The sequence below is a fragment of the Actinoplanes sp. NPDC049265 genome (assembly GCF_043197135.1).
Taxonomy (GTDB): domain Bacteria; phylum Actinomycetota; class Actinomycetes; order Mycobacteriales; family Micromonosporaceae; genus Actinoplanes.
In genome coordinates, this window is record NZ_JBICSP010000018.1 from 150934 (window position 1) to 177661 (window position 26728).

27 protein-coding genes and 1 pseudogene are annotated in these 26728 nt (G+C 69.5%); 13 read left to right on the forward strand and 15 right to left on the reverse strand.

The features are described 5' to 3' along the window. Positions 1-60 precede the first annotated feature (60 nt). Positions 61-1077, forward strand: a complete 1017-nt coding sequence (locus ACGFIO_RS34120; protein ID WP_392832812.1) for a hypothetical protein — start codon at positions 61-63, stop codon at positions 1075-1077. A gap of 504 nt (positions 1078-1581) precedes the next feature. On the opposite strand, the gene ACGFIO_RS34125 is transcribed toward ACGFIO_RS34120, so the two are convergent. From ACGFIO_RS34125 to ACGFIO_RS34135, 3 genes are all read right to left on the reverse strand, one after another. Further along, the gene (locus ACGFIO_RS34125) at positions 1582-2199 is read right to left on the reverse strand and encodes a hypothetical protein (RefSeq protein ID WP_392832814.1); all 618 of its coding nucleotides are present in this window, start codon (positions 2197-2199) and stop codon (positions 1582-1584) included. A gap of 59 nt (positions 2200-2258) precedes the next feature. Then, complete coding sequence (locus ACGFIO_RS34130) at positions 2259-2696, reverse strand: hypothetical protein (RefSeq protein ID WP_392832816.1); 438 nt, start codon at positions 2694-2696, stop codon at positions 2259-2261. A 351-nt stretch (positions 2697-3047) separates the two neighbouring features. Further along, a complete protein-coding gene (locus ACGFIO_RS34135; RefSeq protein WP_392832819.1) occupies positions 3048-3701 on the reverse strand; it encodes a short-chain dehydrogenase in 654 nt (217 codons plus the stop codon). 78 nt (positions 3702-3779) lie between these two features. Between ACGFIO_RS34135 and ACGFIO_RS34140 the strand changes: the two genes are divergently transcribed. After that, positions 3780-4355 (forward strand): TetR/AcrR family transcriptional regulator, encoded by a 576-nt coding sequence (locus ACGFIO_RS34140; protein WP_392832821.1) that lies wholly within the window; start codon positions 3780-3782, stop codon positions 4353-4355. A gap of 137 nt (positions 4356-4492) precedes the next feature. Here the strand turns inward: ACGFIO_RS34140 and ACGFIO_RS34145 are convergent, their stop codons facing one another. After that, positions 4493-5401, reverse strand: coding sequence for a serine hydrolase (locus tag ACGFIO_RS34145; RefSeq protein WP_392832823.1), 909 nt, complete (start codon positions 5399-5401; stop codon positions 4493-4495). Next, positions 5398-6228 (reverse strand): LysR family transcriptional regulator, encoded by an 831-nt coding sequence (locus ACGFIO_RS34150; RefSeq protein WP_392832825.1) that lies wholly within the window; start codon positions 6226-6228, stop codon positions 5398-5400. The genes ACGFIO_RS34145 and ACGFIO_RS34150 overlap by 4 nt, the downstream gene beginning before the upstream one ends. 104 nt (positions 6229-6332) lie before the next feature. Between ACGFIO_RS34150 and bla the strand changes: the two genes are divergently transcribed. After that, positions 6333-7142, forward strand: coding sequence for a class A beta-lactamase (gene bla / locus ACGFIO_RS34155; protein ID WP_392832887.1), 810 nt, complete (start codon positions 6333-6335; stop codon positions 7140-7142). Here bla and ACGFIO_RS34160 read toward each other — a convergent pair. Beyond that, positions 7132-7524, reverse strand: a complete 393-nt coding sequence (locus tag ACGFIO_RS34160) for an ester cyclase (protein WP_392832828.1) — start codon at positions 7522-7524, stop codon at positions 7132-7134. The genes bla and ACGFIO_RS34160 overlap by 11 nt on opposite strands. Positions 7525-7616: 92 nt before the next feature. Here ACGFIO_RS34160 and ACGFIO_RS34165 point away from each other — a divergent pair, with 92 nt between their 5' ends. Further along, positions 7617-8216, forward strand: a complete 600-nt coding sequence (locus ACGFIO_RS34165; RefSeq protein WP_392832831.1) for a TetR/AcrR family transcriptional regulator — start codon at positions 7617-7619, stop codon at positions 8214-8216. Between the two features lie 7 nt (positions 8217-8223). On the opposite strand, the gene ACGFIO_RS34170 is transcribed toward ACGFIO_RS34165, so the two are convergent. Then, complete coding sequence (locus ACGFIO_RS34170; protein ID WP_392832832.1) at positions 8224-10164, reverse strand: S8 family serine peptidase; 1941 nt, start codon at positions 10162-10164, stop codon at positions 8224-8226. Positions 10165-10247: 83 nt separating this feature from the next. Further along, on the reverse strand, positions 10248-13340 hold the full coding sequence (locus tag ACGFIO_RS34175; protein WP_392832834.1) for a GH92 family glycosyl hydrolase: 3093 nt from the start codon (positions 13338-13340) through the stop codon (positions 10248-10250). A gap of 91 nt (positions 13341-13431) precedes the next feature. Here ACGFIO_RS34175 and ACGFIO_RS34180 point away from each other — a divergent pair, with 91 nt between their 5' ends. Further along, the gene (locus ACGFIO_RS34180) at positions 13432-14232 is read left to right on the forward strand and encodes an SDR family oxidoreductase (protein WP_392832835.1); all 801 of its coding nucleotides are present in this window, start codon (positions 13432-13434) and stop codon (positions 14230-14232) included. On the opposite strand, the pseudogene ACGFIO_RS34185 reads toward ACGFIO_RS34180, so the two are convergent. The 5 genes and pseudogenes from ACGFIO_RS34185 to ACGFIO_RS34205 form a co-directional block, all read right to left on the reverse strand. Then, a pseudogene (locus tag ACGFIO_RS34185) lies at positions 14183-14293 on the reverse strand (3-methyladenine DNA glycosylase); the annotation flags it as partial. The gene ACGFIO_RS34180 and the pseudogene ACGFIO_RS34185 sit on opposite strands and share 50 nt — an antisense overlap. A gap of 225 nt (positions 14294-14518) precedes the next feature. Beyond that, positions 14519-15430: a hypothetical protein gene (locus ACGFIO_RS34190; RefSeq protein WP_392832838.1), complete on the reverse strand. Its 912-nt coding sequence runs from the start codon at positions 15428-15430 to the stop codon at positions 14519-14521. A gap of 184 nt (positions 15431-15614) precedes the next feature. Then, positions 15615-16094, reverse strand: a complete 480-nt coding sequence (locus ACGFIO_RS34195; protein WP_392832841.1) for a hypothetical protein — start codon at positions 16092-16094, stop codon at positions 15615-15617. Between the two features lie 57 nt (positions 16095-16151). Beyond that, positions 16152-17381, reverse strand: a complete 1230-nt coding sequence (locus tag ACGFIO_RS34200) for a ricin-type beta-trefoil lectin domain protein (protein WP_392832843.1) — start codon at positions 17379-17381, stop codon at positions 16152-16154. 69 nt (positions 17382-17450) lie between these two features. Next, positions 17451-18194 carry a CAP domain-containing protein gene (locus ACGFIO_RS34205; protein ID WP_392832845.1) on the reverse strand — a complete coding sequence of 248 codons (744 nt, stop codon included), beginning with the start codon at positions 18192-18194 and terminating at the stop codon, positions 17451-17453. Between the two features lie 295 nt (positions 18195-18489). Between ACGFIO_RS34205 and ACGFIO_RS34210 the strand changes: the two genes are divergently transcribed. The 3 genes from ACGFIO_RS34210 to ACGFIO_RS34220 are packed head-to-tail and all read left to right on the forward strand — an operon-like array spanning position 18490 to position 20245. Beyond that, the gene (locus tag ACGFIO_RS34210) at positions 18490-19005 is read left to right on the forward strand and encodes a hypothetical protein (protein ID WP_392832848.1); all 516 of its coding nucleotides are present in this window, start codon (positions 18490-18492) and stop codon (positions 19003-19005) included. Continuing rightward, entirely contained in the window at positions 18968-19195 is a 228-nt protein-coding gene (locus ACGFIO_RS34215; RefSeq protein WP_392832849.1) for a VOC family protein, read from the forward strand. Before ACGFIO_RS34210 ends, ACGFIO_RS34215 begins: the two co-directional genes overlap by 38 nt. A 33-nt stretch (positions 19196-19228) precedes the next feature. Further along, positions 19229-20245: a serine hydrolase domain-containing protein gene (locus tag ACGFIO_RS34220; protein WP_392832852.1), complete on the forward strand. Its 1017-nt coding sequence runs from the start codon at positions 19229-19231 to the stop codon at positions 20243-20245. Positions 20246-20336: 91 nt separating this feature from the next. On the opposite strand, the gene ACGFIO_RS34225 is transcribed toward ACGFIO_RS34220, so the two are convergent. Next, on the reverse strand, positions 20337-20930 hold the full coding sequence (locus ACGFIO_RS34225) for a nucleotidyltransferase domain-containing protein (RefSeq protein ID WP_392832854.1): 594 nt from the start codon (positions 20928-20930) through the stop codon (positions 20337-20339). 22 nt (positions 20931-20952) lie between these two features. Here ACGFIO_RS34225 and ACGFIO_RS34230 point away from each other — a divergent pair, with 22 nt between their 5' ends. From ACGFIO_RS34230 to ACGFIO_RS34245, 4 genes are all read left to right on the forward strand, one after another. After that, entirely contained in the window at positions 20953-21408 is a 456-nt protein-coding gene (locus ACGFIO_RS34230) for a type II toxin-antitoxin system PemK/MazF family toxin (RefSeq protein WP_392832856.1), read from the forward strand. 90 nt (positions 21409-21498) lie between these two features. Next, a complete protein-coding gene (locus ACGFIO_RS34235; protein ID WP_392832858.1) occupies positions 21499-22068 on the forward strand; it encodes a hypothetical protein in 570 nt (189 codons plus the stop codon). Then, entirely contained in the window at positions 22061-22693 is a 633-nt protein-coding gene (locus ACGFIO_RS34240; protein WP_392832859.1) for an adenylate kinase family protein, read from the forward strand. The genes ACGFIO_RS34235 and ACGFIO_RS34240 overlap by 8 nt, the downstream gene beginning before the upstream one ends. A gap of 176 nt (positions 22694-22869) precedes the next feature. Further along, positions 22870-24039, forward strand: coding sequence for a hypothetical protein (locus tag ACGFIO_RS34245; RefSeq protein ID WP_392832861.1), 1170 nt, complete (start codon positions 22870-22872; stop codon positions 24037-24039). 149 nt (positions 24040-24188) lie between these two features. Here the strand turns inward: ACGFIO_RS34245 and ACGFIO_RS34250 are convergent, their stop codons facing one another. Then, positions 24189-24950 (reverse strand): polyphosphate kinase 2 family protein, encoded by a 762-nt coding sequence (locus tag ACGFIO_RS34250; protein ID WP_392832863.1) that lies wholly within the window; start codon positions 24948-24950, stop codon positions 24189-24191. Between the two features lie 238 nt (positions 24951-25188). Between ACGFIO_RS34250 and tyrS the strand changes: the two genes are divergently transcribed. Beyond that, positions 25189-26448 (forward strand): tyrosine--tRNA ligase, encoded by a 1260-nt coding sequence (gene tyrS / locus ACGFIO_RS34255; protein WP_392832864.1) that lies wholly within the window; start codon positions 25189-25191, stop codon positions 26446-26448. The last annotated feature ends 280 nt before the right edge of the window (positions 26449-26728 follow it).

A 26728-nucleotide genomic window follows, 5' to 3' on the forward strand; every position in this document is an offset into this window, starting at 1 on the left:
CGCTCGGTATCCAAACCGACCGCGGTGCCTGGGTGCAGGCGCTGCTACCGGCTACCGGCTATGCGATCAACCCGATGTCGGCGGCCGGGGCCGGGCGCACGGACGGTCGATGCGTTTGGCGAGGACGGGCTGACTTCGGCCGGCGTCGCGGCCGCGACGACAACGATTACAGTCGCATTCGTGAGCGCAGACCAGGGTCTTGTCCGGGTGTCCGATGCGTTCGGCGTACGCCGTGCCCGGACCGGATCGATCCTCACCGATGATGGCACGATCTATCAGGTCAAGTGGGATGACACCGGTGAGGAAGAGCGCGTGCGACGAGCCGCCGACGTTCACGTCGCGACGCGGGGTTCGCTACGTTTCCTGGCCCTATCCGACACTCGGCTGTTCCATGCCGCCTTCGCCCAAGAGCCCCTCGCGGTGGTTCTCCACCTGCTGGCCGACTCGTCGGTCCCGCTGAAGGTTCGAGAGATTCGGGAGCATCTGATTGAGCTCGGGCTCCGGAACGAGACGTGGGCCCGGCACGGGCCCCGCGCGCTGGCGGTTCTGCCCAAGTGGCCAAATGTCGTCCGACGGCAGAAGGGTGACACCCTGGCCTACGCCTGGGTAGGCGACGACCTTCCCGATCTTCCGTCGGACGCCGAGTCCGAGCCGGAACCGGAGCGGGCTACCCCCGCGCCTGCGTCGAAGCCCGCTCCTGGGTCCGCCAGACAGGCCGCGGCACCGGCCGAACCGGCGGTGCCGTCCGCTGAGCGCCTCCGGCGCCAGATGACCGCCGCGCGAAGCCTCAGCGAGGTCGCGCGCCTGCTTACGCTCCCGAGAGAGTTCGTGGCTACGTTGTCACCGGAGGTGGTCGCCTCCGCTCTCCGCCGGGTCGCCGCCGAGGATCGGCTGGTCATGGGCTGGCTCGACGCCCTGACCGCCTCCGGGCCCATCGGTGCGCTGACCGAGGAACTGGCGACCGCCCGGGCGGCGAACGCCGCACTTCAGAGCCGAGTCGACGAGCTGGAGGAGTGGTGGACGGCCCTCGAGCAGAGCACCGATCCGGGCGCCGCAATCCGTCAGCCGGATAGCTGACAAGATTCAGATGCGCGCTCGGAAGTGCGCAGATTCATGGCAGAACGGGATGTTAAGGACGGACCAAGGAGCATGCGGCGCACCGTCCGGCTCGGCATTCCAGGCGATTCTCACGCTCACGATGTCTGCTGCCGTGGACACCAGTTGAACGTCACTGTCCTATGCCATTGCTACGGTTCGGATGGCAGCAGCAGTGAGATCCCAGGCGCGTATCAGCGTCCGCCCGGCACCTACGAGTGAAGCGCGGTCCTGCACTCATTTGGCCGCAATGAGGTTCGAGGGCTCTTCGGGGCTCGTCGCTTCGTGGTGGCCGAGGGCCTGGTCGCCGACGCCGAACGGCGGGTTCGCATCCGGCTCGGCCTGAAGCGGCCAGGCCCGGCAAGGCTTGGAGACAGGCCGCCGCATACGCCCGATGAGCGGGAGGGGAGCCGTGCTGGTGGTGGTGCCGGCGTGTGGGGCGTGCACCAGGCCGGCGGCGCTGGCGGCGCGAAGCCGGGCCCGTGATCAGTCGTCGGTGACCGGCAGTCGTTGCCGTCGCCGCTGCTCCTCGGTGCCGGTCAGCAGCGTCTGCCTGGTCCCGGCCGGGTCGGCGGCAATCCGCTCGTGGAGGCCTCGGGCCTGCGCCACGAGATCGAGGAACCACTGCGTCGGGTCCGGGTCCAGGTCGGTGTGGACGGCGGCGATCCGGAGCATCGCGTCGAGCGTCTCCGTCGCTTCGGCGTAGCGCCCGAGCACCACGCAGGTCGCCGCCTGGCGGTAGAGAACGTGCGGATCCCCGCCGTACGGGTGGCTCTCGTTTTGGCGCAGGCACAAGGCGAGGTAGCCCTCCACGCTGCCGTTCTTCTCGAGGTACGGAATGAGGTCGCTGGTGGCCACTTCCACCAGCTGATTCATGTAGACCGCACCGTCCTCCATGGTTTTGAAGTGGGGAAAATACCCAGGGGCGATGTGCCCGGCGACCAGCATCAGGTCGGTGTCGACGTAGTCCAGCGGCATGTAGAGCGGATGCAGGATCGGTGTCAGATGCCGGTAGGAGGCATCGATCCCCCGGGCGATCGGCCCGATCGGGCGCATGATCAGATGCTTGTCGAAGACGAGCCAGTCACCGGGCAGAGACGGCACCGCGTATCGCTCGGCCGCCACAACCCAGGGCCGGACCCGGTTCGCCCGGCTCGGCGACATCAGCCGACGCCGCCGATGACTCCGCGGCCGAGCGCGGCGGCATCCCGGTAGAAGGCCGCGACCGCCAGCACGGACCCCGCCTCGTCGGAGTCTGGCCGCAGCCACTCCTCCGCGTCGAGCCCGGCGGCGATCTCGGCAACCTGTTCCGGCGAGAGCACGAACGCGTCCCCATACCCGAAGTCGAACCTGATGGTCGTGCCGGTGCCGTTCGCGGCCTTGCGCATCCACTCGTATTCCTCGACCGACTCGTCCAGGATCGCCGAGATCTCCAGGTAGTTCTCCTCCAGCGTGTCGGCGTCGATATGCAGGGACGCGAGGACACCCGGGAGCGAGGCCTGCTCGTCCTCGGGAAAGACCAGATCCAGCAGCTCTGGATCCGCAGCGATCGCCTCCTGCTGAGCCGGTGTAAGCCGGACCAGCAGCAGCTCCATGCTCATGACCGAGCTCCTTGCGCCGGCAACACCGTAAGCCTAGACAACGAGGCGGTGGCATCTGCGATATGCCGGAAACCTGCGGGCGGATTGGGAGCAGATCATCGAGGAGACCGCCCCGGTCGGAGGTGGTGCGCGGCGAGAGCATTCGGATCGCCCGCGGCTCCCTGCGTTGGATGAGCAGTGATCGGCCCGCCGGGGGAGCTGTGGCCGATCGCGGGGACACAGCGCGCGGCCGCGCCTCATTGGAACCTGGGGGACGGCGAGGCCGAGATCGAGAACGGGGCGGCCTTCCCGACGCGGTTTGGGTGGGCGGAAGCGGTTGGCGGTTGGGCGGGCGGTTGGCGGTTGGCGGGGCTAGGTGGTGGGGAGGGGAGTGGCGAAGACCTCCTCGGCGGGGCTGCGGGCGGCGACCATGTGCCAGGCCCGGTCGGCCAGGGTGTCGGGGTCGAGGGTCGGGAGGGCGGGGCCTTCGTGCTGGGCGGCGACCATGGCATGGATGTCGCCGCGGGCGATGAGGCCACCGATCGTCAGCGTGCCGATGTAGACGTCGCGGGGCAGCAGGGACTCGTGCAGGGTGAGGGCGTACATGCGCAGGGCGGCCGACATGGGGGCCAGGGAACCCAGCATGGGCATGGGCCGCAGGCCGCTCAGGCCGGTCGGCAGCAGGACGGCCCGCACGCCCTGGGTCAGCGCCTCCCGCACGGCGGCTACGGCGGGGCTGAGGATCGACGTCAGGGGCAGGATGACGTCGTGGGGGGTGGCGTCGGGCAGCGGGACGATGGGCACCGGGATGGCCGGTCCGAAGTAGAGGACGTCGATGGCGCCGATGCGGGTGATCACCTCGTGCACGGTGGCGGGGTCGGACAGGTCGGCGGTGTGGGGGCGGGCGCCGTCGACGGTGAAGCCGCGGCGGGAGACGAGCTCTGCTTCGTACCCCTCGGAAAGGAAACGGCGCGCGACGGACGCGCCCAGGCCTGGCCCGGCGCCCAGCACGGCGATTTTCGGCATGACACAACCCCTTAAGTTGAGACTGGCCTCAACTTAAGGCAACTTGAGGGTGGCGTCAACTTCGGTACCCTGACCGGCATGAGGCGAGACGCCGTGCGCAACCGGGAACGGCTGGTGGAGGCCGCGCGGGGCGCGTTCGCCGAGCGTGGGCTGGACGTGCCGCTGGAGGAGATCGCGCGGCGGGCGGGGGTGAGCATCGGGACGCTATACAACCGCTTTCCAACCCGGAACGACCTGGCCGCAGCCGTGTTCGCCGACCGGGAGGAGACCGTGCGGCAGGTCGCGAGGCACGCGCTGACGATGCCGGATCCATGGGACGGCTTCGTGCACTTCGCCGAGCAGCTCGGCCGGCTGATGGCCGAGGATCGCGGGTGGACCGACGTGGCCGCGCGGCGGGGGCCGGAGATCGGGCGGGCGCTGATGATCGAGGTGATCGGGCGGGCTCAGGCCGCGGGCGCGCTCCGGCCGGATTTCACGCTGACCGACATGGCCTTCGTCATCTGGTCGCTGACCCGGACCATCACCGCCACCCGGGACGCGGCGCCGGACGCGTGGCGGCGGCATCTGGGCTTCGTCCTCGATGGGTTGCGGGCGCCGGCCGCGCATCCGCTGCCGGTCGGGCCGCTGCCGGAGAGCCTGATAGCCGGCTGCTGAGTCCCGCTGCCGATCGGGCCGCGGCCGGAGAGCCTGATAGCCGGCGGCTGAGTCCCGCAGCAAGTCGGGCCGCCGCCGGAGAGGCGCTGATAGCCGGCGGCTGAGTCCCGCAGCAGATCGGGCCGCGGCCGGAGAGCCTAAAAGCCGGCGGCCGAGTCCCGCAGCAGGTCGCGGAGCATGCGGGCGACCCGGCCCATCGCGATCTCGGCGGCCGGCTGCACCGCCGCGGGCACCCGGGACTCGGTCAGCGCGACCACCGCGTACGCCGCACCGCCGGCATGCTCGACCACCCCCATCTCGTGCCGCATGGTCAGGAGCGTGCCGGTCTTCGACGACCAGCGGGACGCGTCCGAGGCGAAGTCGGGGGCCAGCCGGTGCCGCAGCACGTTGAGCGACATCAGCTCGCGGACCCGCCCGGCCGTGCCCGCCGTGATCTTGGATGGGCGCCACAGGGCCTCGAGCAGGTCGGCGAAGCCGCGCGCCGTACCGGTGTTGGCCCGGCTCACGTCGAGTTGCGGCACCGGATGGCCCTGGCCGGCGGTCACCGCGCCGATGGCCAGCTCGTACGCGAGGTGCTCGTCGGGCAGTTGCCGGGCCGGCGTGTTCATCAGGTCGAGGGTGCGGTGCCGGACCGCGATCGCGTCCAGGCCGAGCCGGCGCAGCTCGGCCTGCACGGCGGCCGGCGGGGTCAGCGCGAACAGTTCGTCCGCGGCCACGCTGTCGCTCAGCGCCACGCTCAGGTAGATCAGATCCTCGACGGCAACCGTGGCCGGGTGCCGGAACCGCATCAGGCCGGGCGGCCCGAGCCCCTCCACGCGGTCCGGCGGCACTGTCACCGGCCGGGCCAGGTCCAGCTCGCCGCGTCCGGCCCGCTCCAGCGTCGCCACGGCCAGTGGCACCTTGATCAGCGAGGTCGCCGGAAACACCGCGTCGGGTTCCAGTCCCAGTTCCTCGCCTGAGTCGAGGTCGCGCACGAGGAAACCGCCGCGCAGACCGGCGTCGTCGAGGGTCTGCCGCGCCTCCCGGAAGACGGTGGCCGTGCTCATGATGCGGCCACGGGTACGCCCAGAGCCCGCCCCACCGGCCCGTGCAGCCGCCGCCGCACGCGATCCAGCTCGGCCCCGCCCCCGGCCGCCGCGTCGTAGCCCCGGACCAGTTCCACGTCCCCGATCCTGCCCCAGCGCAGTCCGAGGTCGTTGGCCTGGGCGGCCGAGCACAGCAGCTGGTCGTCGCCGGCCAGCGCCTCGGCCGCCGCCGCGACCAGTGACCCGGCCACCACGATCTGGGCCGGGCGCAGGCCGACGCTCGCCCCGAGGCGGGTCAGGCGGTCGCGTACGTGCGGCACGTCGTCCTCGGGCTGGATCCAGATCGTCCGGCCCGTACCCTGCCGATCCTTGAGGTTCTCGACGTGGGTGACGGGGTCGCGCAGCGCGGCCAGGCCGAGTGGCACCCGCCAGGTCGCGACGTCGGGCGGGACCGGCACGATCGCCACCGCGCCCGGCCCGTCCGTGCCCAGCTCGAGGTGGATGCCCAGTTCGCGGGCTTCGGCGGCGAGCAGCGCGAGCTCCCGGGGCGGGCACACGGCCGGCACGATCAGCCGGAACGGGCGGCGGCGGGCCCGTTCGGCGTCGTGTTCGAGGGCGTCGGCCAGTTGCACCAGCCGGCGCGCGGCGGGCAGCAGGTCGGCGCCGAACCGGGTCGGTGTCAGCGCCCGGCTGGTGCGGTCGAGCAGGTCACCGCCGAGCCGGGTCTCGAGCGCGGCGATCCGGCGGCTGGCGACCGACTGGGGGACCCGGATGGCGGCGGCGCCGACCGTGAAGCTGCCGTGCCGGGCGACGGCGACGAACGCCCGGCACGCGGCGACCAGATCCATGACCGGGGACTATGCCAGATCGGCATGGTGCCTGCCGCTTTCGTCTTGGCCGGCATGACGCCGGGTCGGGCAGAGTCGCCGGCATGACCGCTTTCGTACCTCTGATGGGCCTTCTGTTCTCGCTCGGCGTGGTGCCGGGTCCGACGTTCGCCGGGCTGGAGTCGTCGCACGACGCGCGGCTGGGCGTCTACGCGGTGGATACGGGGACCGGGCACACCGTGGGCTATCACGCCGATCGGCGTTTCGCGTACGCGTCGACCTTGAAGACCTTCGCGGTGGCCGCGATGCTCGACCGCACGACCGGCGCCGGGCTGTCCCGGGTCGTGCACTACACGCGGGACGACCTGGTCGACTACTCGCCGGTCACGTCGCTGCACGTGGACGAGGGCATGACGCTGGCCGCCATCGCCGACGCCGCCATCACGGTCAGCGACAACACCGCCGCGAACCTGCTGTTCCGTGAGCTCGGCGGGCCGGACGGGCTGGAGCGGGAGCTGCGGGCGGCCGGTGACGGCACGACGTCGGTGGACCGGATCGAACCGGACCTGAACACGGCCGTGCCGGGGGATCGCCGGGACACCACGACCCCGCGGGCGTTCGGGTCCGATCTGCGGGCGTACGCGCTGGGCCGTGAACTGTGCCCGGGCGATCGGGACCGGCTGGTGGCCCTGCTGCGGGCCAACACGACCGGGAACAACACGATCCGGGCCGGGGTGCCGACCGGCTGGACGGTGGGCGACAAGACCGGCACGGCGGCGTACGGCTCGCGCAACGACATCGCCGTGCTCTGGCCGCCGTCCGGTGCCCCGATCGTGCTGACCGTCTTCTCGACGCACGACGACGCCGGGGCGGCCACCGACGACGCGCTGCTGGCCGAGGCCACCCGGATCGCGGTCGCCCGGCTCAGGCCGTGAGCTGCCGGACGAGTTCCGACGAGTCGTGCAGGTTGGTCATCTTCACGAAGCGCCCGTCGGCGACGGTGTAGATCGCGTACTCGACGATCTTGAACGTTGCCCCGGAGGGCGGGACGCCGAGCCATTCCTTGACCGGGGTCCCGGTGTTGATCGCGCGTACGGCGATGCGGTCCCGGTCGATCAGCAGTTCCCCGAATTCCCAGTGGATGTCGGGGACGGCGTCGGCGAGGCCTTTGAGCACGTTGACGACGTCGTCGCGCCGGCCGGGGACGCCGTCGAAGAGCACCTCGTCGTTGATGAACTCGTCCATGCCGTCGAACTCGTGATCGTTGAGGGCCGCCCCGTAGCGCAGGTACCAGTCGCGCAGTTCCGAGTCGCTCATCGTTCCACCCTTCGCATCTTTTCTGCACCGATCGGTGCAGAACTCGAACGCTACTTCGGCACCGATCGGTGCACAAGAGCTAGAGTGGTGTGATGAGTGACGCACGACCAGGGCGGCCGCGAGCCTTCGACGCCGACGCGGCGCTCGAGAAGGCGATGCTGGTCTTCTGGGCGCAGGGTTACGAGGGGGCCAGCCTGACCGACCTGACCGAGGCCATGGGCATCTCCCGCAAGAGTCTCTACGCGGCCTACGGCAACAAGGAAGACCTCTTCCGGAAGGCGCTGCGGGCCTACACCGACGGGCCGGGCGCGTACGTCGTCCAGGCCCTGCGGGCGCCCACCGCCCACGCGGTCGCCGCCGCCTTCCTCGCCGGCTCGGTCCGGGCCAACACCCTTCCCGGGTACCCGGCCGGGTGCCTGGGCGTGCAGGGCGCCCTCGCCGCCGGCGAGCACGGCCAGGTCGCGCACGACACCCTGGCCGCCTGGCGGGCCGGCGGCCAGGAGTATCTGCGCGAGCGGTTCCAGCGGGCCGTGGACGAGGGCGACCTGCCCGCCGGCGCCGACCCCGACCTGATCGCCCGCTATGTCATGACAGTGGCCAACGGCATCGCCGTGCAGGCGGCGGGCGGCGCCTGCGGAGCCGACCTCCAGCGCGTCGCCGACGCCGCCCTGCGCCACTGGCCACCCGCCTGAGCCCCGCTCAGAGCACGGTCAGGGTGACCCGATTGTCGCGATAGGACACCCGGAAGGTGTGGCCCCCGGCGCGAAGAACGCTGCCCTCCGGCTGCCCCTGGAACGTTCCCGTCAGCGAGCGGCCACTCAGGATCGTCAGCGTGGCGCCCGAGGAAAGATCGCCGCGCACGTCCAGCTGCAGGGCACCACGAAGGGTGAGCGCCCCGGCAGCTCGCACCCGCGACGCGCCCGGGGTGAAGGTCGCGCTGCCGCCGGCGTTGATCCGGAGGTCGCCGCCGACGGTCAGGAGCGCGCCCGGCCGCAGTTCTCCCCCGGCCACCGTCACGTCGCCGGCGATCGTGCCGCCGCCACCGAGCGAACCGCCGCGGACGGTGACCCCGGCGGCGTGCGAGCCGTTGACGACCAGCCCGCCGCCCAGCACCGTGGTCGGCCCGTGCCAGGTGTTGTCGCCGGTCAGGGTCAGCGTGCCGGCGCCCCGTTTGGTCAGGCTGCCGGCGTAGACGCGGCTGTCGCGGGCCTTCTCGCGCCGAGTGCCGATGGCGTAGTCGGACCGGTCGGCCTTGGACGCGCCGGCCGGCAACCCGTCGGTCCAGCCCCGCGCCACCTTGGTCGCCGCCCAGGCCACGGCCTCGTCGGCGTCCTCCTTCAGCCGCGCCTGGATGGCCACGTCGGAGATGTCGTTCGACCACACGTCATCGGTGCGGCCGGTGTCGACGTCGAACCGGCCCAGCAACTGGCCGGGGCCGTGCATCGCCTCGCGCAGGCTCGGCGTGTGCCAGCCGTTGCGCGAGTCGGGCACCTCGACGATCCGACCGGCCGCCGGATTCGGCACCGCGACGCCGGCCGCGTCGTTGATCGTGCCGTTCTGCCGCCCGGTCGTGTACATGGTGTACAGCGCCTGCTCGTTGGTCAGGTACGGGAAACGCTGCATGATCAGCGCCAGCGCGGCGGCCGAGTGAGGTGCCGCCATCGACGTTCCGGAGTACTGCGCGTACCCGCCGGGGACGACCGTGCTGGTGATCAGGTTGCTGGGCGCGGTCACGCAGGACCACTTGGCCACCCCGCACTGGTTGTAGCGCTGCTGCCCGGGAACCAGGACCGATCCGTCCGGGTTGAGCGTACGGCCGACGTTGGTGTTGACGCCCGAGGTGGTGAACCACCGTCCCTCCAGGCCGGGCAGGAAGTACGGCGCGGCGCCTCGGGGCGTTGGGTTGGCCACGCCCGCGTTGCCCGCGCTGAAGCCGATGATCGTGCCCGAGCGGGCGACGTCGAGGGCACCGTTGATCCAGTGCGTCTTGGTGCCGTTGGGGTCCGGGGCGCCGTCCGGCCGGGCCAGGTCGCGCCAGGCCGACACCAGGCCGGCGTACGTGTTGTAGTTCTCGGTGGGTGGCGCGCTCCCCCAGCTGCTGCTCACGATCCGGACGTTTCGGTCGTTGACCGCCCGGTACACGTTGGCCAGGTACGCGTTGTCCGGTGTCTGCGCCTCGGTGGCGTCGGCCGGCAGCTGGCCGTAGTAGACGCCGTCGGTCTTGTGGGTGTTGCCGAGGAAGACGTCGCTGTCGAAGGCGACCCCGTGCATGTTGCCGGGCTCGTCGGCACCGTCGCGACTGGCGCCGACCGTGCCGCTCACGTGCGTACCGTGGCTGTCGTTGAATTCGGGGTCGTAGAAGCCGGGGGTCGGACCGGTCGCACCGCCGCGCGCCACCACCGAGTGGAAGCGGTCGCCGTGCTCGCGCTCGTGCCCGGCGTAGAACCCGGAGTCGACCAGGCCGATCCGCATGCCGCGACCGGTGTAGCCGGCGGCGTAGGCGTATTCGGCGCCGATCGACAGCAGGCCGGTGTCGGACAGGAACTCGGGGGTACGCCAGCCGGCCGGGTCGTCGGCCAGGGCGGGCGAGGCCGGTACCAGCACCAGGCCGGCCGCCAGCGTCGCGATCAGTATCCGCATCATCACATCGTGGTAGTTAAATGTTTCAATGCCAAGAGCCCGGGGTGGGCGAGGCGGGACCCACCGCCCACCCCGGGACTTCTCTAGGCCCGTACCTCCAGCTCGTAGATCCGGGCCGCGGTGTTGCCGTCCTGGGTTGGCGTCACCACGTTCACACGTACGTAGCGGGCGTCCACCCCGATCGACGTCGTCGTCGAATCGGCCGTGTTGCCGCGTACCTGGGCCCGGGTCGTCCAGCTCGAACCGTCGTCCGAGGTCTGCAGGTCGAAGTCGCGGGTGTTCCAGGTCGGGTACTCGCCGCCGGCGCCGGCGTGCCGGATCACCACGCTGCCGACCCGCTGCTTGCTGCCCAGATCGACCTGCAGCCACCGGTTGGCCGAGGTCGAGCACCACTTGTCGGTCGAGCCGGCCAGCCAGCTGCCGTTGACCGCCTTGTCCGGGGTCTCGCCGGTGCAGGACGAGTCGGCCGTGGCCGCGCGGCGCAGGGCCACGTCGCCGGTCGGCTGGCCGTACGCCTCCAGCTCGTACACCCGGGCCGTGGTGCTGCCGTCGTTGGCCGCCGCGGTCACGTCGAGCCGGACGTAACGCGCCGTCCGCGGCTGGATCGGCTGGTACGAACGGCTGGCCCGCGACCCGGTCACCGTGACCGCGTTCGACCAGTTCGTGCCGTCGGTGCTGGTCGAGATGGTGAAGCCACCGGTGTTCCAGTTGGTGCCCTCGCCACCGAGCCCGGCGTTCTTGACCACGAACGCGGACACGGTCTGCGCCGAGCCCAGATCGGCCTGCAGCTGCAGCGGCGTCGTCGACGAGCACCACTTGCTGTTGCCGGCGATGACCCCGTCGACCGACTTGCCCGGGGCCTCGGCGCTGTTGCAGCCGGCCGACCCGGTCACGCTCTTGCCCTGCAGCAGATCCGGTCCGAGGTCCGGTTCGGCCGGCGGTTGGGTTCCGCCGTCGGCGAAGCTCGGGGGTACGTCCTCAGCCCGCGTGCCCCAGCTCGAGGGGGACCCGCCCATGGTGTACGCGATAGTGCCGCCGCTCGCGATGTCCGGATAGCGGATCCAGCTCTTGGCCACCGACGAGCCGCCCAGCGTCACCGACTGCACGAACCGGTTGGCGCTGCTGCCGCCGGTGATCGTGATGTCACCGGCCGACCGCTTGATCACCGCGTTCGGGAAGAGCGCGCCGTGCAGGGCCAGCGTGTCCGCACCGGGCGTCACCGGGTACATGCCCAGCGCCGACCAGACGTACCACGAGGACGTGGCGCCGAGGTCGTCGTTGCCGGGCAGGCCGCCCGCGCCGGTGGTGAACGACTCGCTCATCACCCGGCGGACCGCGTCGCTGGTGCCGGCCGGCTTACGGGCGTAGTTGTAGGTCCACGGCACGTTGTGCTCGGGCTCGTTGCCGATGTAGAAGTACGGCCGGACCAGCCCGCCGTTGAGCTCGGTGAAGTGGTGGTCGAGCCGCTGCGCCGCGGTGGCCGGGCCACCCATGGCGTTGACCAGGCCGCCGAGGTTGTGCGGGACCATCCAGGTGTACTGGGCGGCGTTGCCCTCCACGTACGGGCTCTCCTGGGCCGGGTTGAGCGGCCAGGTGAAGCCGCCGTCCTTGGTGTGGATGTACGACGACTCGCCGTTGAAGATCATCCGCCAGTTCTGCGACCGGGTCGACGCGCTGTTGTACGTGGCCGTGTCACCGAGCGCCTTGGCGAACTGGGCGATCGCGAAGTCGCTGCTGGCGTACTCCAGCGTCTCCGACGGGTTGCCCGGGATGTAGCGGTTGCTGTTGTAGGTGGCGTAGTTGCCGCGCAGCACGTAGCCCTGCTGACCGCCGCCGGTCACGCTCTTCTTCATCAGGTCGAGGGCGGCCGCGGTGTCGAAGCCGCGCACCCCGAACGCGTAGGCCGATCCGACGATGATCGGGCCCGGGTCGCCCGGCATCACGAAGTCCTCCCGGGTCTGGTGCGACCACTTGGGCAGCAGACCGCCCTGCTGGCCGTCCAGCACCATCGACTTCATGATGTCGGTCGAAACGTCCGGCGCGATCAGGGCGACCAGCGACGCCCAGGACCGGTAGATGTCCCAGCCCGAATAGTTCTGGTAGACGTTGTGGTTCGCGGTGTGCACGGCCTGGTCGAAGCCGCGGTACTGCCCGTTGGTGTCGCTGGACAGGTTCGGGTTCTGCAGGACGTGGTACAACGCCGTGTAGAACTTCTGCTGGTCGGCGGCCGAGCCGCCGGAGACCTGGATGCGGTTGAGGGCCGCGTTCCAGGCCGCGTCGGCATTGGTGCGTACGGTCGGGAAGGCGGCCGCCTCGGCGGTGGCGTTGGCCTGGGCGTTGGCCACGCTCACGAACGACACGCCGACGGTGGCGTTGACCACCTGGTTGCCGGTGGTGTCGAAGGTGACGAAGGCGCCGGCCTGGTTGCCGCTGACACTGGTCGCCCCGTTGCTGATCGTGCCGCCGATGAACGTGCCGACGCTGTTCGGCGTCCGGTCGAACTGGATCGAGAAGTACATGGGGAACGTCCCGCCACCGCAGAAGCCGCCCGCGGTGTGCTCGCCGTAGACCCGGTTCCCCGAGATCGTCACGTTGCCGGCCCGGTCACCGGTGGCCGAGCGGCTGGCGTTGATCAGCACCCGCGCGGCCGTGGTCGACGGGAAGGTCAGCTTGAGCGCGCCGGTGCGCTTGGTCGCGCTGAGCTCGACGTCGGTGGAGTACTTGTCGAGCCGGTTCTTGTAGTAGCCGGCCTGCGCGACCTCGTTGGACTTGGTGTACGCCGAGGCGTAGCTGGTCCAGCTGTTGCCCGGGGAGTTACCGAGGTTGCCGGTGACCGGCAGGATCGGCAGGTCCTCGTTGTTCGGGCAGCCCGCCCCGTTGAAGTGGGTCAGGCTGAACGACTCGATGGTCCGGTCGCGGTCGCGGTAGCCCGAGGGCGAGCCGGTCGGGGTGTCCGGGGAGAACTGCACCATGCCGAACGGCACTGTCGCACCGGGGAAGGTGCTGCCGCCGGCGCCGCCGCCCACGGGGTTGGGCGAGTTGCTGTCGTCGGTGCCGATCAGCGGGTTGACGTACTGGGTGAGGGGGAGGTCGGCGGCCTGGACTGGGGATTCGGTGATGGCCAGGCCGGCCAGGGTGAGGACGAGGGACGAGAGACAAGCGAGGGTACGACGCATGGGAGCCGTCCTTGACATCGTTGTCACCGATTGGTGATTGTCTATAGAACTACACCTCCATAGAGAACTGTCAATACTGTTAACTGGCGGTGTGCGTTTGGTGATCACCGGGGCGACCGGACATCTCGGACAGCGTCTCGTCGCGCGGGCGTCCGCGGCCGGGCATGACGTGGTCGGGACGTCGCGCTCACTCGGCCTGGACATCCGCTCCCGCGCCGACGTGGCCGCTTTTCTGGCATCGGCGCGTCCGGACGCGGTGATCCACACGGCCTCGGCCCGCTCCGACTGGGCCGTCATGGCCGACGGGGCCGCCCACGTGGCCGCCGCGGTGCCCGCCGGCGTCCGCCTGGTGCACGTCTCCACCGACGCGATCTTTCCCGGCCGTTCCGATCGTGAATACGACGAATCGGAAATGCCGGATCCGATCTATGGGTACGGCGCGGCGAAGGCAGCGGCCGAGACCGCGGTGCGGGCGCTGCACCCCGGAGCGGCCGTCGTGCGTACCTCACTGATCCTCGGCGGCGACGGCCAGCACGAGAAACTGGTCCACGACCTGGTCGCCGGCCGCGTCGACGGCCACCTGTTCACCGACATGATCCGCAAGCCGGTCCACGCCGACGACCTGGCCGACGCCCTGCTGGAACTGGCCACGGCATCCGACCACGCAGGCGTCCTCAACGTGGCCGGCACCGACCCGATCAACCGCTACGACCTGGGCCTGCGCGTGGCCCGGCGGGACAACCTCGACCCCGCCGCCCTCAAGCCCGCCGCGATCGCCGACCGGGGCCTGCGCCTGCCCACCGACGTGCGCCTCGACACCACCCGGGCCCGGTCCGTGCTCCGGACGCGGCTGCGCGGCGTCGACGAGTTTCTGCCCACCGGTACACGCTGACCGCCGGGTCGCCGGTCACCCCGAACCGCCACGGCACATCGTGGGCGCTGGTCACCCCGATCAGTCTCAACTGATCTCGAAGCGGCTGCTTGGTTGCCGCCGAGCCGCCACCGGCAAAGACGCCACAGCGTTGCTGCTTCTGGGAAGTCTCTCCTGTCCGTCTGACGTGAGCAGACCCACTCATCGCCATCTCCGCCGCACGGCGCAACTGGTGACCACGTGTCGCCCGCGGCCTGCGCCCTGGTGACTGGATGTCGGCCGTGAACGAGCGCCGGATGTGAAGGCGTCACCGCCGGGGTGGGCGCTCGGCTGCTTCGGCGGCGGGCGGTGGGTTGGACTGGTCGTTCACGTGGCCTTGGACGATCAGGCGCTCCGCGAAGCCGGCGCCGAAAGCTGCGAGCAGGAGATTCGGAGCGTTGATCGAGGTTGCGTTGGCGGTGGCGACGGAGAATAGCCAGATGGTCAAACCTGCGACGGCACCGATGGGGATGCGGGAAAAGGACGAGGCGTACGAGCCCAACTGGACCGTCACGCGTTCACGCTTGATCCGTGTCGACCGCTGTGCCGCGCTCGACACCGCACCGAGGATGCCAAGAAGCACCGCCAACACGCACGAGACGCGGCTCGCGCTCCAGTCCTGGCGGAACAGTGACCGTGAGGTGCTCGTGAGGAGGTACACGACGAGCGCTAGAACGGGAGCGCCAACGATGAGCAACGTTGCCTGGTAATGCCGGACTACGGCGAGTCTCCAGTAGTCATTGGAGACTCCCTCATTGCGCAGCTTGATTGCTTCCACGACCAGTCTTCGGCGGCTGTCAATGCCAGGGTCGGTCGCGGCCGGCGCACCGCAGTCAGTGAAGCCGGTCTCCGAGAGCAAACCTCTGATCGCTTTCAGGCGCCACGCTGGCAGACGGTCTGGGTCCTTGATTTCCTCGTGCAGCGCACGAGCACAGATCCGCAGCCGGTCCACGTCGTAGGTCATGATCATCTCCTGCCGGGCGCGGTAGAGATGCGCCCAGCCGGAGTTCAGATCATGCCGGCGGCAGGCCTCGCGTGCTGGCGCGAGGCACCGTGCGGCTACCTGATCGGCGACACCGGCGAGCTTACGCGCTTCTGCTTCCACGTCGGTGATCTCGGCACTGAGCCATGCCAGCCGAGGATCCCGCCACGCTTTTGCCATGAACGACCGGCGTGTCATGCCCGGATTCTCGGTGGATCTCCGGCGCCCTGTCGCACGCCTGGTCCGTCGAGCGAACGCGGCGGCCATTGTTCGCCTGCTCGGCTGGGCGGAGCTTCTCTGTCCGCTCGGCTCGGCGGGAGGTCGCTGGGGGCCGTACGTCAGTCGGCGTGATCTGGTGAGCGCGGCTCGCCTGGTAAGGCGGTCAGAGGCCGGCCTCGTAGTTGCCGCCGTCGCTGTCGACGACGTCGACCCGGTGGCCGGGCTCGCGGAGCGTGTGGGCCGGGTCCAGGGAAATCGTGCCGTCGGCCTCGCGGGACTCGCGCAACGGTGGGCCGGCGGTGAAGAAGGTCAGCATGATGGTGAGGAAACCGATCACGGCGGGGAGGCTGCCCCAGTCGCGGCGCAGGTCGAGGATGATCAGGAGGGCGCCGACGGTGACCTGGAGGAGGGCGATGGTCACGCCGATGAGGAACTGGTGGCGGCGGTGGGCCAGGACCGAGGCGGCGCTGGAGAGGCGTAGCGGGACGTCGGCGTGGCAGGTTCCGCATGTCGTTGTGGCCTCGGCTGTGCCGGACGGCGGGCGCGGAGTGGTGATGGGGTGCAGGGCGTAGAGCGCGTCGGCGCGGGGGTGGGCCAGTTCCAGTCTGGGCGTCGTCCCGACCGGGAACTGTCGCAACCTCATCCGGACACAGTAGACGCCGGCAACCCGGGGGCTGCCGGCGTCTGGTGATTCACTTACTCAGGCGCGGGTCCACTTCTGGTTAGCCGTACCGCCGCAGTCCCAGAGTTGGAGCTGGGCGCCGTTCCCGCTGCCCCAGTCCTTGATGTCGACGCACCGGTTGGCCGAGACGTTGACCAGGTCGCCGGCGCCGGACAGGGTGAACCGCTGGACCGGGTTGCCGTTGCAGGTGACCAGCTGGATCGGGGTGCCGTTGGCCAGTGCACCGCCGGCCGGGTCCATGCACTTGCCCATCGCGCGCAGCGTGCCGTCGCCGTTGAAGGTCCACGACTGGGCGGCGCTGGTGTTGCAGTCGTACATCTGCAGCCGGGCACCGTCGGCCGGGTTGGCGCCGGGGATGTCGATGCAGCGGCCGCTGAAGTTGGACTTGAGGCGGTTGCCGGTGGCCGGCGGGGGCGTGCTCGAGCTGCTGACGTGAACGTAGTCGATCACCAGCTTGCTCTCGGCGGGCAGGCTCGCCGGGTCGCCCTGGCCGAAGTTACCGCCGACGGCCAGGTTGAGGATGATGAAGAACGGGTGCTCGAAGACCCAGCTGACGTTGCCCTTGGCGCCCTGCAGCGACGCGGGGGTGGCCCGGAAGTACTCCTGGCCGTCCACGGTCCAGACGATCAGGTTGGGCGACCAGTCGACCGCGAAGTTGTGGAACGCCTGGTACCAGGGGGAGCCGGAGACGAGGGTGCCGCCGTACGAGTTGCCGCCGGAGTAGCCGGGGCCGTGCAGGGTACCGAACAGCCGGTTGGGGTCGCGGCCGACGATCTCCATGATGTCGATCTCGCCGTCGTTGGGCCAGTTGCCGCCGCCGAGCATCCAGAAGGCGGGCCAGAGGCCGGAGCCGTTGGGGACCTGGATGCGGGCCTCGACGTGGCCGTACTGCTGGGTGAACTTGCCGGCGGTCTGGATCCGGCCCGAGGTGAACTGGCAGGTGCCGTTCCAGCAGTCGTTGTGCCCGCCGCTGCCCTTGCGGGCGGTGATGACCAGGTGGCCCTGGCCGTCCTTGGCGACGTTGCTGGTGCCGCTGGTGTAGTACTGAAGTTCCTGGTTGCCGAAGCCGCTGCCGCCGGTGTCGAAGTTCCACTTCGACGTGTCGACGCCGGTGCCGGCGGCTCCGTCGAAGTCCTCGTTCCAGACGACTGCCGCTTCGGCGTTGTCACTGCGGGAGGCGACGGTGAGCCCGCCGCTCAGGGCGACCACGACGGCGGCCGCCGCGATCAGAAATCTCGACTTGCGCATGGTGGGGATCCTCCGGGGGAGAGGTATTCAATGCGCAACAGTCTTAACAGTAGTTCGGTGGTCGTCAAGTCAGCCGACAAAGTCCTGGGTGAACCACACCAGTCCGTCGTCGCGGCTCACGGCCAGTCCGATCTTCCGAAAGTCGCTGTTGAGCAGGTTCTTGCGGTGGCCGTCCTCGGGTGGGGTCTCGGCCAGCATGCTGTCGGTGATCCGATTGGCGGCGTCGATCAGATCGGCCGAACTGGAACCGCCGGAGCGGAAGCCGATGTTCTCGCCGGCCGTGCGGAACTGGACACCCTGCACGTTGAAGCGGGGCCCCAGGTCGGCCTCGCCGGCGCAGCGGTGGCTCAGGCCGCAACCGTTGCTCAGCATGGCCTCGTTGTGCCGCTCGGACGCCTTGGACAGGTCGGCGTCCAGGGTCAGCGCGCCCTTGCCCTCGGCCGCCCGCTCCTGGTTGATGTGCGCGAGCACGGCGTCCAGGACCTTGTCGCCGGTCGGCGGCACCTTGATCGTGACCGGCTTGCGGGGCGATTTCGACGGGGATTTCGAGGTGCGCGACGGCTTCGGTGTCACGGGCTTCTTCGGCTTGGCGGACGCCGGCGGCTTGGTGGTGGGCGGCGCTTCGGCTTGGGGCGAGGAAGCGGGCTGGGTGGCGGAAAGGGGGAGATCCGCGGGTGGGGCGGGGGTGAGCGGCGCCGCCGACGCGGTCTTGGAGTCGGCGTGGCTTCGCAGGCCGGCGAAGGTGAAGCCGGAGCCGATCACGATGGCGGTGGCGCCGGCGACCAGCAGGTAGGGGAAGCGTGAGGTGGGCACGGCGGACAGTGTTCGCCTGCTCGGGCCCACCGGCCGGACTACTCAGGAGGGCTTAAGACTTCTCGCAGAGTCATCTAAGGGCGACCACGCACGGACCTGGAGCCCGCGGGAGCAAACGGTCTGTACCCCGACGGACGCGGGCAAATCAATCTCCTGACTTTGATCTTCCGACCATGCTGCCCAGTCCGAGGTGCGGCTTTCGTTCCCGCCGTCCGCCTTGCGATTCTTTGATCCAGACACCGGACCGGCCATCCACTAGGGACGATCCTTGCGAATGTCACCTAGCGTGTAGGGCGTGGACACGGATGCCGTATTAGACCTGTTCGCCGTCGTCGTCGCGGTCATCGCCCTGACCGTCACCGCCCTGCTCGCCATCCGGCAGACCCGCACGTCCGCCGCCGGCTACGCCCTGCCCGTCGTGCTGCAGATGTTCGAGCAGTTCCGCAGCGACGATTTCTACGCCGCCCGCGAATACGTCGTCGACGTGCTCACCAAGGAGTTCGACCCGCCCGTGCCCTACCGCGACCTGCCGCCCGAGGTGCGCAACCAGGTCCGGATGGTCGCCGGCCGCTACGACGACCTGGCCAAACTGGTAGCCCACCGGGTGGTCGACCCCGAGCTGGTCATCGGCGGCAACGGCACGGCGATCCGCCAGGTGTGGGCGGCGGTGGCCCCGTTCGTCCGCCAGGAGCGCGCCGTCTACGGCACGGCCACCTGGATCTACCTGGAGGATCTCGCCAACCGCGCCCAGGCCAACCCGCCCCGCGAGATCTATGCCAAGTTGGGACTGCAGCACTCGGCCGAGCTCTGACCCGCAAATTCTCGGCAAGAACCGGCTGCACCTCGATCTGACCCCGGGGCCGGACGGGCCCGGGGCCGAGGTCGAGCGGCTGCTGGCGCTGGGGGCGCGGCGGGCCGACGTCGGTCAGACCGGGGACGAGTCCTGGACCGTGCTGGCCGACCCCGAGGGCAATGAGTTCTGTGTCGTCCGGCGCAAGTAGACACTGATCGGCTGAGCGAAGGATGATGGGCCGATGATCGAGCTGGCCGGCTACGGCCCTGAGGAACCGGTTGTGGTGGGGGTGCGGCAGGGCGACGGGCCGCCCGAGTTCGTGAGCCACGCGCCGTTGACGGCGGACACGATCGTCTACATCGCCTCGCTGGGCAAGCAGATCACGGCCGCCTGCGCGGCGATGCTGGTTCGCGACGGCCGGCTGGATGTCGACTCGACGCTGGCGCGGTGGATGCCGGAGCTGCCGGGCTGGGCGGGGCGGGTTCGCGTACGCCATCTGATCCACCACACCGGTGGCCTGCCCGATGTGGCCGATTTCTACGAGCTGCAACGCCAGGGTCTCGACCACACCACCGACCGTGTCGTCGCCGCGCTGGCGCACAGCGAACACCTGATCGCCACCCCGGGCACCGAGCACCGCTACTGCAACGCCGGCTACGTCTGCCTGGCCGTCGTCGTCGAGCGCGCGTCCGGCCGCCCGTTGCCCGAGTTCGCCCGCGAGCACCTGTTCGAGCCGCTGGGCATGGCCGGCACCTGCTTCTGGCCCGGTCCCGCCGCGCATCCGCCGGAGGCGTATCCGCTCGATCCGCAGCACCCGGCGCCGCTGTCCCTGGGCGACGGCGGCGTCTGGTCGACCGCGGCCGATCTGCTGCGCTGGAACCAGGCCGCCGTCGACCTGTTGCACGCGAACCAAGCGGGAGACCAGGCAGCGGTAGCCCTGGGCGGTACTAAAGGCCTGACCGCCCAGGGCTACCACTGGAGGGGCCCGGATGCCGCTCAGGGCTACCACTGGAGGGAAATGCACACGGCGGGGCGGCTGGACGACGGGACCGACCTCGACTACGGCTGGGGCGTCGGCCTGCGGGCGACGCCGGCGGGTGTCCGGGTGTACCGGCACGGCGGGAGCTGGGCGGGGCTGACCGCGCAACTCGTCCGCATTCCCGAGCGCCGCGCCCACTTCGTCGTCCTGGCCCTCGACAACGACGGGGCCCGGACCAATGCCCTGACCGACACGCTGATCGGCGAGCTGACGAGATAGCTACCGGCACGCTCCAGCCAGGCGGTCAGGGCCAGGTCAAGATCAAGCTCAGCCGGGTACGCGCGGAGCGACCCATCGGCCGGCGCCGGCGCTACTCGAGCGAAGCCCATTCGTGTCCCGGATGCACCTGGGCCACCGCCTGACGGAACCAGTCGCGCTGCCCGGGCGACATCCGCGGCCAGGCCGTCGCCAGGTCGGCCTGGTCCTTGTCGCGCGCCCACTTGGCCTTGAAGAGCAGGACGACCTCGGGATTCAGGTACGGGATCCCATTGTCGGTGAACGAGACGACGTCGGAGTACGGCCGCCGGATCGACTCGTCCCGCCGGCAGATCCAGATGTCACCGTCGTGCGGCTCGCGGAACACGTCGAACCGCCATGCCTGCGCCGCACGGTCGTACGCCCAGGTCTGATGCGAGTCCCCGCCCAGCGTCTCGGCCGTCATCCGGGCCAGCTTTCCCTCGCCCCGCGGCACCCAGAAGTCCAGCTCGGGGAAGCGCGGCGGCACCGTGGCGAAGAACGACGACGCGACAGCGATCTCGAGGTCGCCGTGCTCCCGGGTCTGCTCGCCCACGAACAGGTCGATGGCCCAGCCCCCGGCCACCATCCACGGGAAGTCCGCCCCGGGCATCCGGGCCGTGAAGGTCGGCGGGTCCCAGGGCAGCCACGCGTCGATGTCGGGATGCATCCGGCCACCGTAGAGTGCACGCGTGGCCTTCAACATCACCGGCATCGCGCGGCGCGTCGCGCGGACACTCGCCCCGGCGCGGAGAGCGCGGCAGGTGCCGACGTCCGACCGGGGGCGGCGGATCGAGTACGCCCCCAACCTGGACGGCGACGCGGATCCCGGCGAGATCGTCTGGACCTGGGTGAAATACGAGGACGACCCGCGACAGGGCAAGGACCGTCCGGTGCTCGTGGTCGGCCGCGACGGCCGTACCCTGCTGGGTCTGATGCTCTCCTCGCAGAGCGAGCGTGACGGCCAGCGCAACTGGTACGCCCTCGGCCCGGGCTCGTGGGATCGCGAGAACCGTCCCAGCTGGATCCGGCTCGACCGGGTGCTCGAGGTGAACGAGGACGGCATCCGCCGGGAGGGCGCCGTGCTCGACCCCGCCCGCTTCGACCAGGTGGCGTCCGAGCTGCGCCGCGACTACGGCTGGGCATGATCACGAGAGCGCTGCGTTCGCCGGGTTCACATTCGCGTTCGCGGCGCTTCTCCTGGTGGCGAATTTGGAACTTGGCATAGCGTTGTCGTTATGGAACAAGCGGACGTGATGGTCGGATTCGGGGGCAAACAGGCGTGGCTGGCGGTTCGCGACGGTGATCCGGCAGCCGTGATCGCCGCCCTCGGTGCCCGTGACCTCGGCACCGTACGCTGGCGCGACGGCATCGACCTGGCCCACCTGACCGACAACCGGGTCGCTGTCACCCCGCCGCTGGACGGGCACTGGACCCTCGCCGTGGGCCGCCGGTTCCTGCTCGCCACGCCCGACGTGCCCGCCCTGGCCAAGAAACTCGACACCGAGGTGCAGTTCTTCGCCACCCACCGGGTCACCGAGTCGCACCGCTGGCAGCGCGCCGCCCACGGGACGCTGATCCGCGCTTTCGGGTACGTCGGACAGACCGGCGAGATCACCACCTGGCACGGCGATCCCGACCCCGCCGAGCGCGACGCGGGGCTTCCCGGCACCATTGACGACGACACGACCGTGCTGGTCGCCGAACAGGACGTACTGAAGGTCGCCGCCGCCTGGAGCGTCGACCCGACCACGATCGGCGGCCGCGTGGCACCGGGACCCCTGCGGATGGGATCTTTCGATGCGTAAGTACGTGATCATGGGCGTGCAGGGCAGCGGCAAGGGTACGCAGAGCAAGCTGCTCTGTTCGGCGTACAGCATGGTCCATATCAGCGTGGGCGACCTGTTCCGCTGGCACGTGCAAAACCACACCAAGCTCGGCGCCCAGGTCAAGCGCACGATGAACGCGGGCGAGCTGGTCGGCGACGACCAGGTCGAGGCTGTGGTACGCCAGCGGCTCGACCAGCACGACTGGAACTACGGCTTCGTCATCGACGGCTTCCCGCGCAACGCCCGGCAGGCCGAGTTCTTCATGGAGTCGTACGACATCGACGCGGTCATCCACCTGGAGATCCCGGACGACGAGGTGCGGCGGCGGGTGCTCAGCCGCCGGCTCTGCCCGAACTGCGGCATGGACTACAACCTGATCGCCGACCGGCCCTCCGAGGCCGGTAAATGCGACATCTGCGGTCACGAGCTGGTGACCAGGCCCGACGACACCCCCGAGGCGCTCGACGCTCGCCTGCACGACTACCACGAGCAGACCCGGCCGGTGCTGGAGCTCTTCGCGCGCAAGGAACCGGTGGTCAAGGTCGACGCACAGCCGGATGCTGACTCCGTACAGGCGTCAATCCGTAAGGCCCTGGGTCTGTAGCCGCGACCCGATCGCCTCGCCGACCTTCTCCACCACCGGTCGGCGCGTTCGTCCCGGCCCGCATCCGATCGGGTCATAAATGCGACAACGACACATCTGCCCTTTTAGACCTGGTCCCGGCGGCTCGGGTCCGCGACGCTGGAGAGGCTGTGGGGCGACGCGGAGGTATTGAGCAGATGCGGCAGGAATCGGAGCAGGACGGTCAGCGCTTGGATCAGCGGCGACCACCCGCACCAGCGATGACCAGGGAGAACGGGAACGCGGCCCACATTCTCGCCTTGCAACGGGCTGCCGGCAATGGCGCGGTGAGCCGGCTGCTGGAAGGTCAGCCGGTCGTGCAGCGGAAGCTGACCTTCGGCCAAGCCAACCAGCAGGAGGTCCGGGACGTGGCCCACCTCAAGGCGCTGATACCGCAGGGAAGCTCGCCGACCCACGACGAGGCATTGTTCGGCCTCACCACCATGGGCTCGTACCCCAAGGACATGAAGAAGCCGAACAAGCGGCAAGAACGGGTCAACTATCTGGCGAAGCTGGTCGACACGCTCCCGAGAGTCATCGAGAACTCAAAGATGTACGTCGCGAAGACCGCGCGGGACCTCCGCGATGTGGTCAGGGACTTCGCCACCCTCCAGGACAAGAACAACGCGACCCTCAGAGTCGTGGTGCCCGCAGCCGGCGGGGAACTCGACGCCGACGAGAAAAGGAGGATACCGAAGGAAGCTCAGGACCTTTTCGCCTTCTTGAAGAAGAGCGGGCGGGTGTTCTCCTACGACAATCTCCTCGACCTCGCGGCGAAAGCCAAGTCGAGCACCGGCTGGATCTACGAGCTGGAGCTGGCCGCGGAGGCGCTGAAGGAACCGAAGGCCCTCGTCCAGATCAGCTCCCTGGGTGTTTCCCAGATCGAGAGCGAGCTCAAGCGTCTCGGCAACGGCGCCGAGCCCGCCGCTCACGAAAAAGTGGAAAACGCCAAGTACGGCGGCGACATCTCCGTGTGGCGGCCGATCCCCCGAGCCGACGGCGCAACCGGGCCCGTCCAGTACGGCGCGACGTTCACCCAGGCCAAGAAGGTCAAGTTCGAGAATCTCTCCGACCATCTGAAGGCCGCGGCGAACCAGCTCAAGGGGCTCACAGCCAGCGGGTCGGGCGGTACCAACAGCGACCGCGAGATGAACTTCGTCGGCGACGACTACCGCGGCGAGATAGCCATCCAGATCACCGACGACATCGGCGACATGCGGAATATCGAGGGCCAGGCCCGAGGCTTCCTCTCGGGCAAGGTCGTCAGCCGCATCATCATCTGGGGCCCCACCGGGGAGGTAGCTTTCGACTCCGGCCAACGAGCCTAGTCCTGGCTCCCCACCCCTCACCCTTCGCCGGAACCGGGTTTGACACCGCCCCCCACCAGGCGTTTGCCGATGGCTCGAATGCGGGCGCCGGGCGGGTGACCTCTTCTGCCGGTCAGGCGGGTGCAGATGGCTGTCCAGACCGGGGCGTCTCAGTCGGCGTCGTGGACGTTGTAGCCGCGTTTGGTGAGTTGTTTTTCGAGGGTGTGGCAGACGTGTTCGAGGACGGCGACGCGGGCGTGGGGCTTGTTGTCGCCGGCGATGACTTTCCAGTGGGCTCGGTTTTGGTCGGTTTTTTCGAGCATGTCTTCGATGGCGTCTTCGTAGTCTTTGCGGCGGTCGCGGTTGCGCCAGTCTTCGTCGGTGAGCTTCCAGGAGCGTAGGGGGTCGCCGGCCCGGTCCTCGAAACGCCGGAGCTGCTCCTCGGGGGAGACGTGCATCCAGAACTTGATGAGGATGGTGCCTTCGGCGGCGAGAGTGCGTTCGAACTCGACGATCTCCTGGTACGCGCGGGTCCATTGCTCGTCGGTGGCGAAGCCTTCGACGCGTTCGACGAGGACGCGGCCGTACCAGGAGCGGTCGAGGACGGTCATGCCTCCCCAGCCGGGCAGGACTTTCCAGAATCTTTGGAGGAAGTGGTGTCGTTTTTCGTCGTAGGTCGGTGCGGCGAACTGGGAGACGCGGACGTGGCGGGGGTCGAGGGGTGCGACGAGGCGTTTGATGGCGCCGCCCTTGCCGGAGGCGTCCCAGCCTTCGAAGAGCACGCATAGGGGTGGGCCGATTTTGTGGTCGCCGAGTTGTCCGCCGAGCAGGAGCCGGAGTCGCAGGAGGCGTTGCTGGGCGGCTTCGAGGCGTTCGAGGCCGCCCCTTTTCGAGAGCTTGGCGGTCAGGTCGACCTGGGCGAGGTGGCTCATACTGGCATCCTCGCTGCTTGGATGGCCGGGTCAAGGCCGGAGTGCGGTTTGAGCTCGCCAAGCTGCCCGCCCAGGGCCGGCCGCAACTTGAGAAGGCGTTGTCGTGCTTCCTCCAGGCGTACGACCGCCTTCCTCTTGCTGATCTCGTACGGCGGAGTGGCGGAACCGAGGCGACTCATCGCCCCAGCATGGCGAAACCCGATGTCATCCGCACCTGGCCGTGCGCGACAATTCCACCGTGACTTTCGTAGACGACCTGCAGTGGCGTGGCCTGATCCAAGACTCGACCGACCCGGACACGCTCCGGCCGGCCCTCGACCACGGGTCGCTCACGTTCTATGTCGGCTTCGACCCGACCGCCGCCTCGCTGCACGTCGGCCACCTCATGCAGGTGCTCACCGCCCGTCGCCTCCAGCAGGCCGGCCACCGCCCGCTGCTGCTGGTCGGCGGGGCCACCGGGCAGATCGGTGACCCGCGCGAGTCCAGTGAGCGCACGCTGAACTCGCCCGAGGTGGTGGCCGAGTGGGTGCAACGCATCCGCGAGCAGCTCGCGCCCTTCGTCTCGTACGACGGGGACAACGCCGCGACCCTGGTCAACAACCTGGACTGGACCGGGCCGACCTCGGTCATCGAGTTCCTGCGCGACGTCGGCAAGCACTTCCCGGTCAACAAGATGCTGGCCCGCGACGTGGTGCGCAACCGGCTGGAGAGCGGGATCAGCTTCACCGAGTTCAGCTACCAACTGTTGCAGGCCAACGACTTCTATGAGCTGCATCGGCGGCACGGCTGCGCGCTGCAGTACGGCGGATCGGACCAGTGGGGCAACATCACCGCCGGGGTCGACTTCATTCGCCGGCGGGGGGCCGGGCCGGTGCACGCGTTCACGACACCGCTCGTGCTCAAGGCCGACGGGACGAAGTTCGGCAAGAGCGAGGGGGGCTCGGTCTGGCTGGACGCGGCGATGACCTCGCCGTACGCGTTCTACCAGTTCTGGGTCAACGCCGACGACAAGGACGTCTCCAACTACCTGCGCTACTTCTCTTTCAAGGACCGCGCCGAGATCTCGTCGCTCGAGGAGGAGACCGCCTCGAAACCCCAGCTTCGCTCAGCTCAGAAGGCTCTCGCGCTCGAGTTGACGACTTTGGTGCACGGTGCCGGCGAGGCCTCCCAGGCCGTGGCGGCGTCGCAGGCGCTGTTCGGGCGGGGGGTTCTCGCCGATCTCTCCTCGTCGACCCTGCGGGCCGCGCTGTCCGAGGCCGGTCTGGCCACGGTCAACGGTCCGCTGCCGTCGGTGGCGCAGTTGCTTCAGCTCGCCGGCCTTGCGAAGAGCGGAGGGGAGGCGCGGCGGACCGTGGCCGAGGGTGGGGCGTACGTGAACAACGAACGCGTTAGCGATGCCGACGCCGTGGTGCCCGATTCCGCTCTGTTGCATGGGCGCTACCTGGTGTTGCGAAAAGGCAAGCGAACGTTTGCCGGCGTCGAGGTGCTGCCCTCCTGATTGGCGTTTGCCCAGGTCGGGGGCGTGTGACGGCGGTCGCAGGCCCCCGATTTGGAGCCCCGGGAAACCCCATGTAATGTTCTCTCTGCCGCCAGGGAAACGGGCGAGCCGCGGAGGGTAAAGCCACCGCAGCGGCCGTCCTGGAGGTCACCCCGAGGATCAAGCCTCTAAACGAGGTTGGTAACTTGGTGTGTGGTTGTTCTTTGAGAACTCAACAGGGTGCTAGATAAGCCAGTGCCAATTATGGCGAGGTTTTGTTTTGCCTCGCGATTCCTTTGGC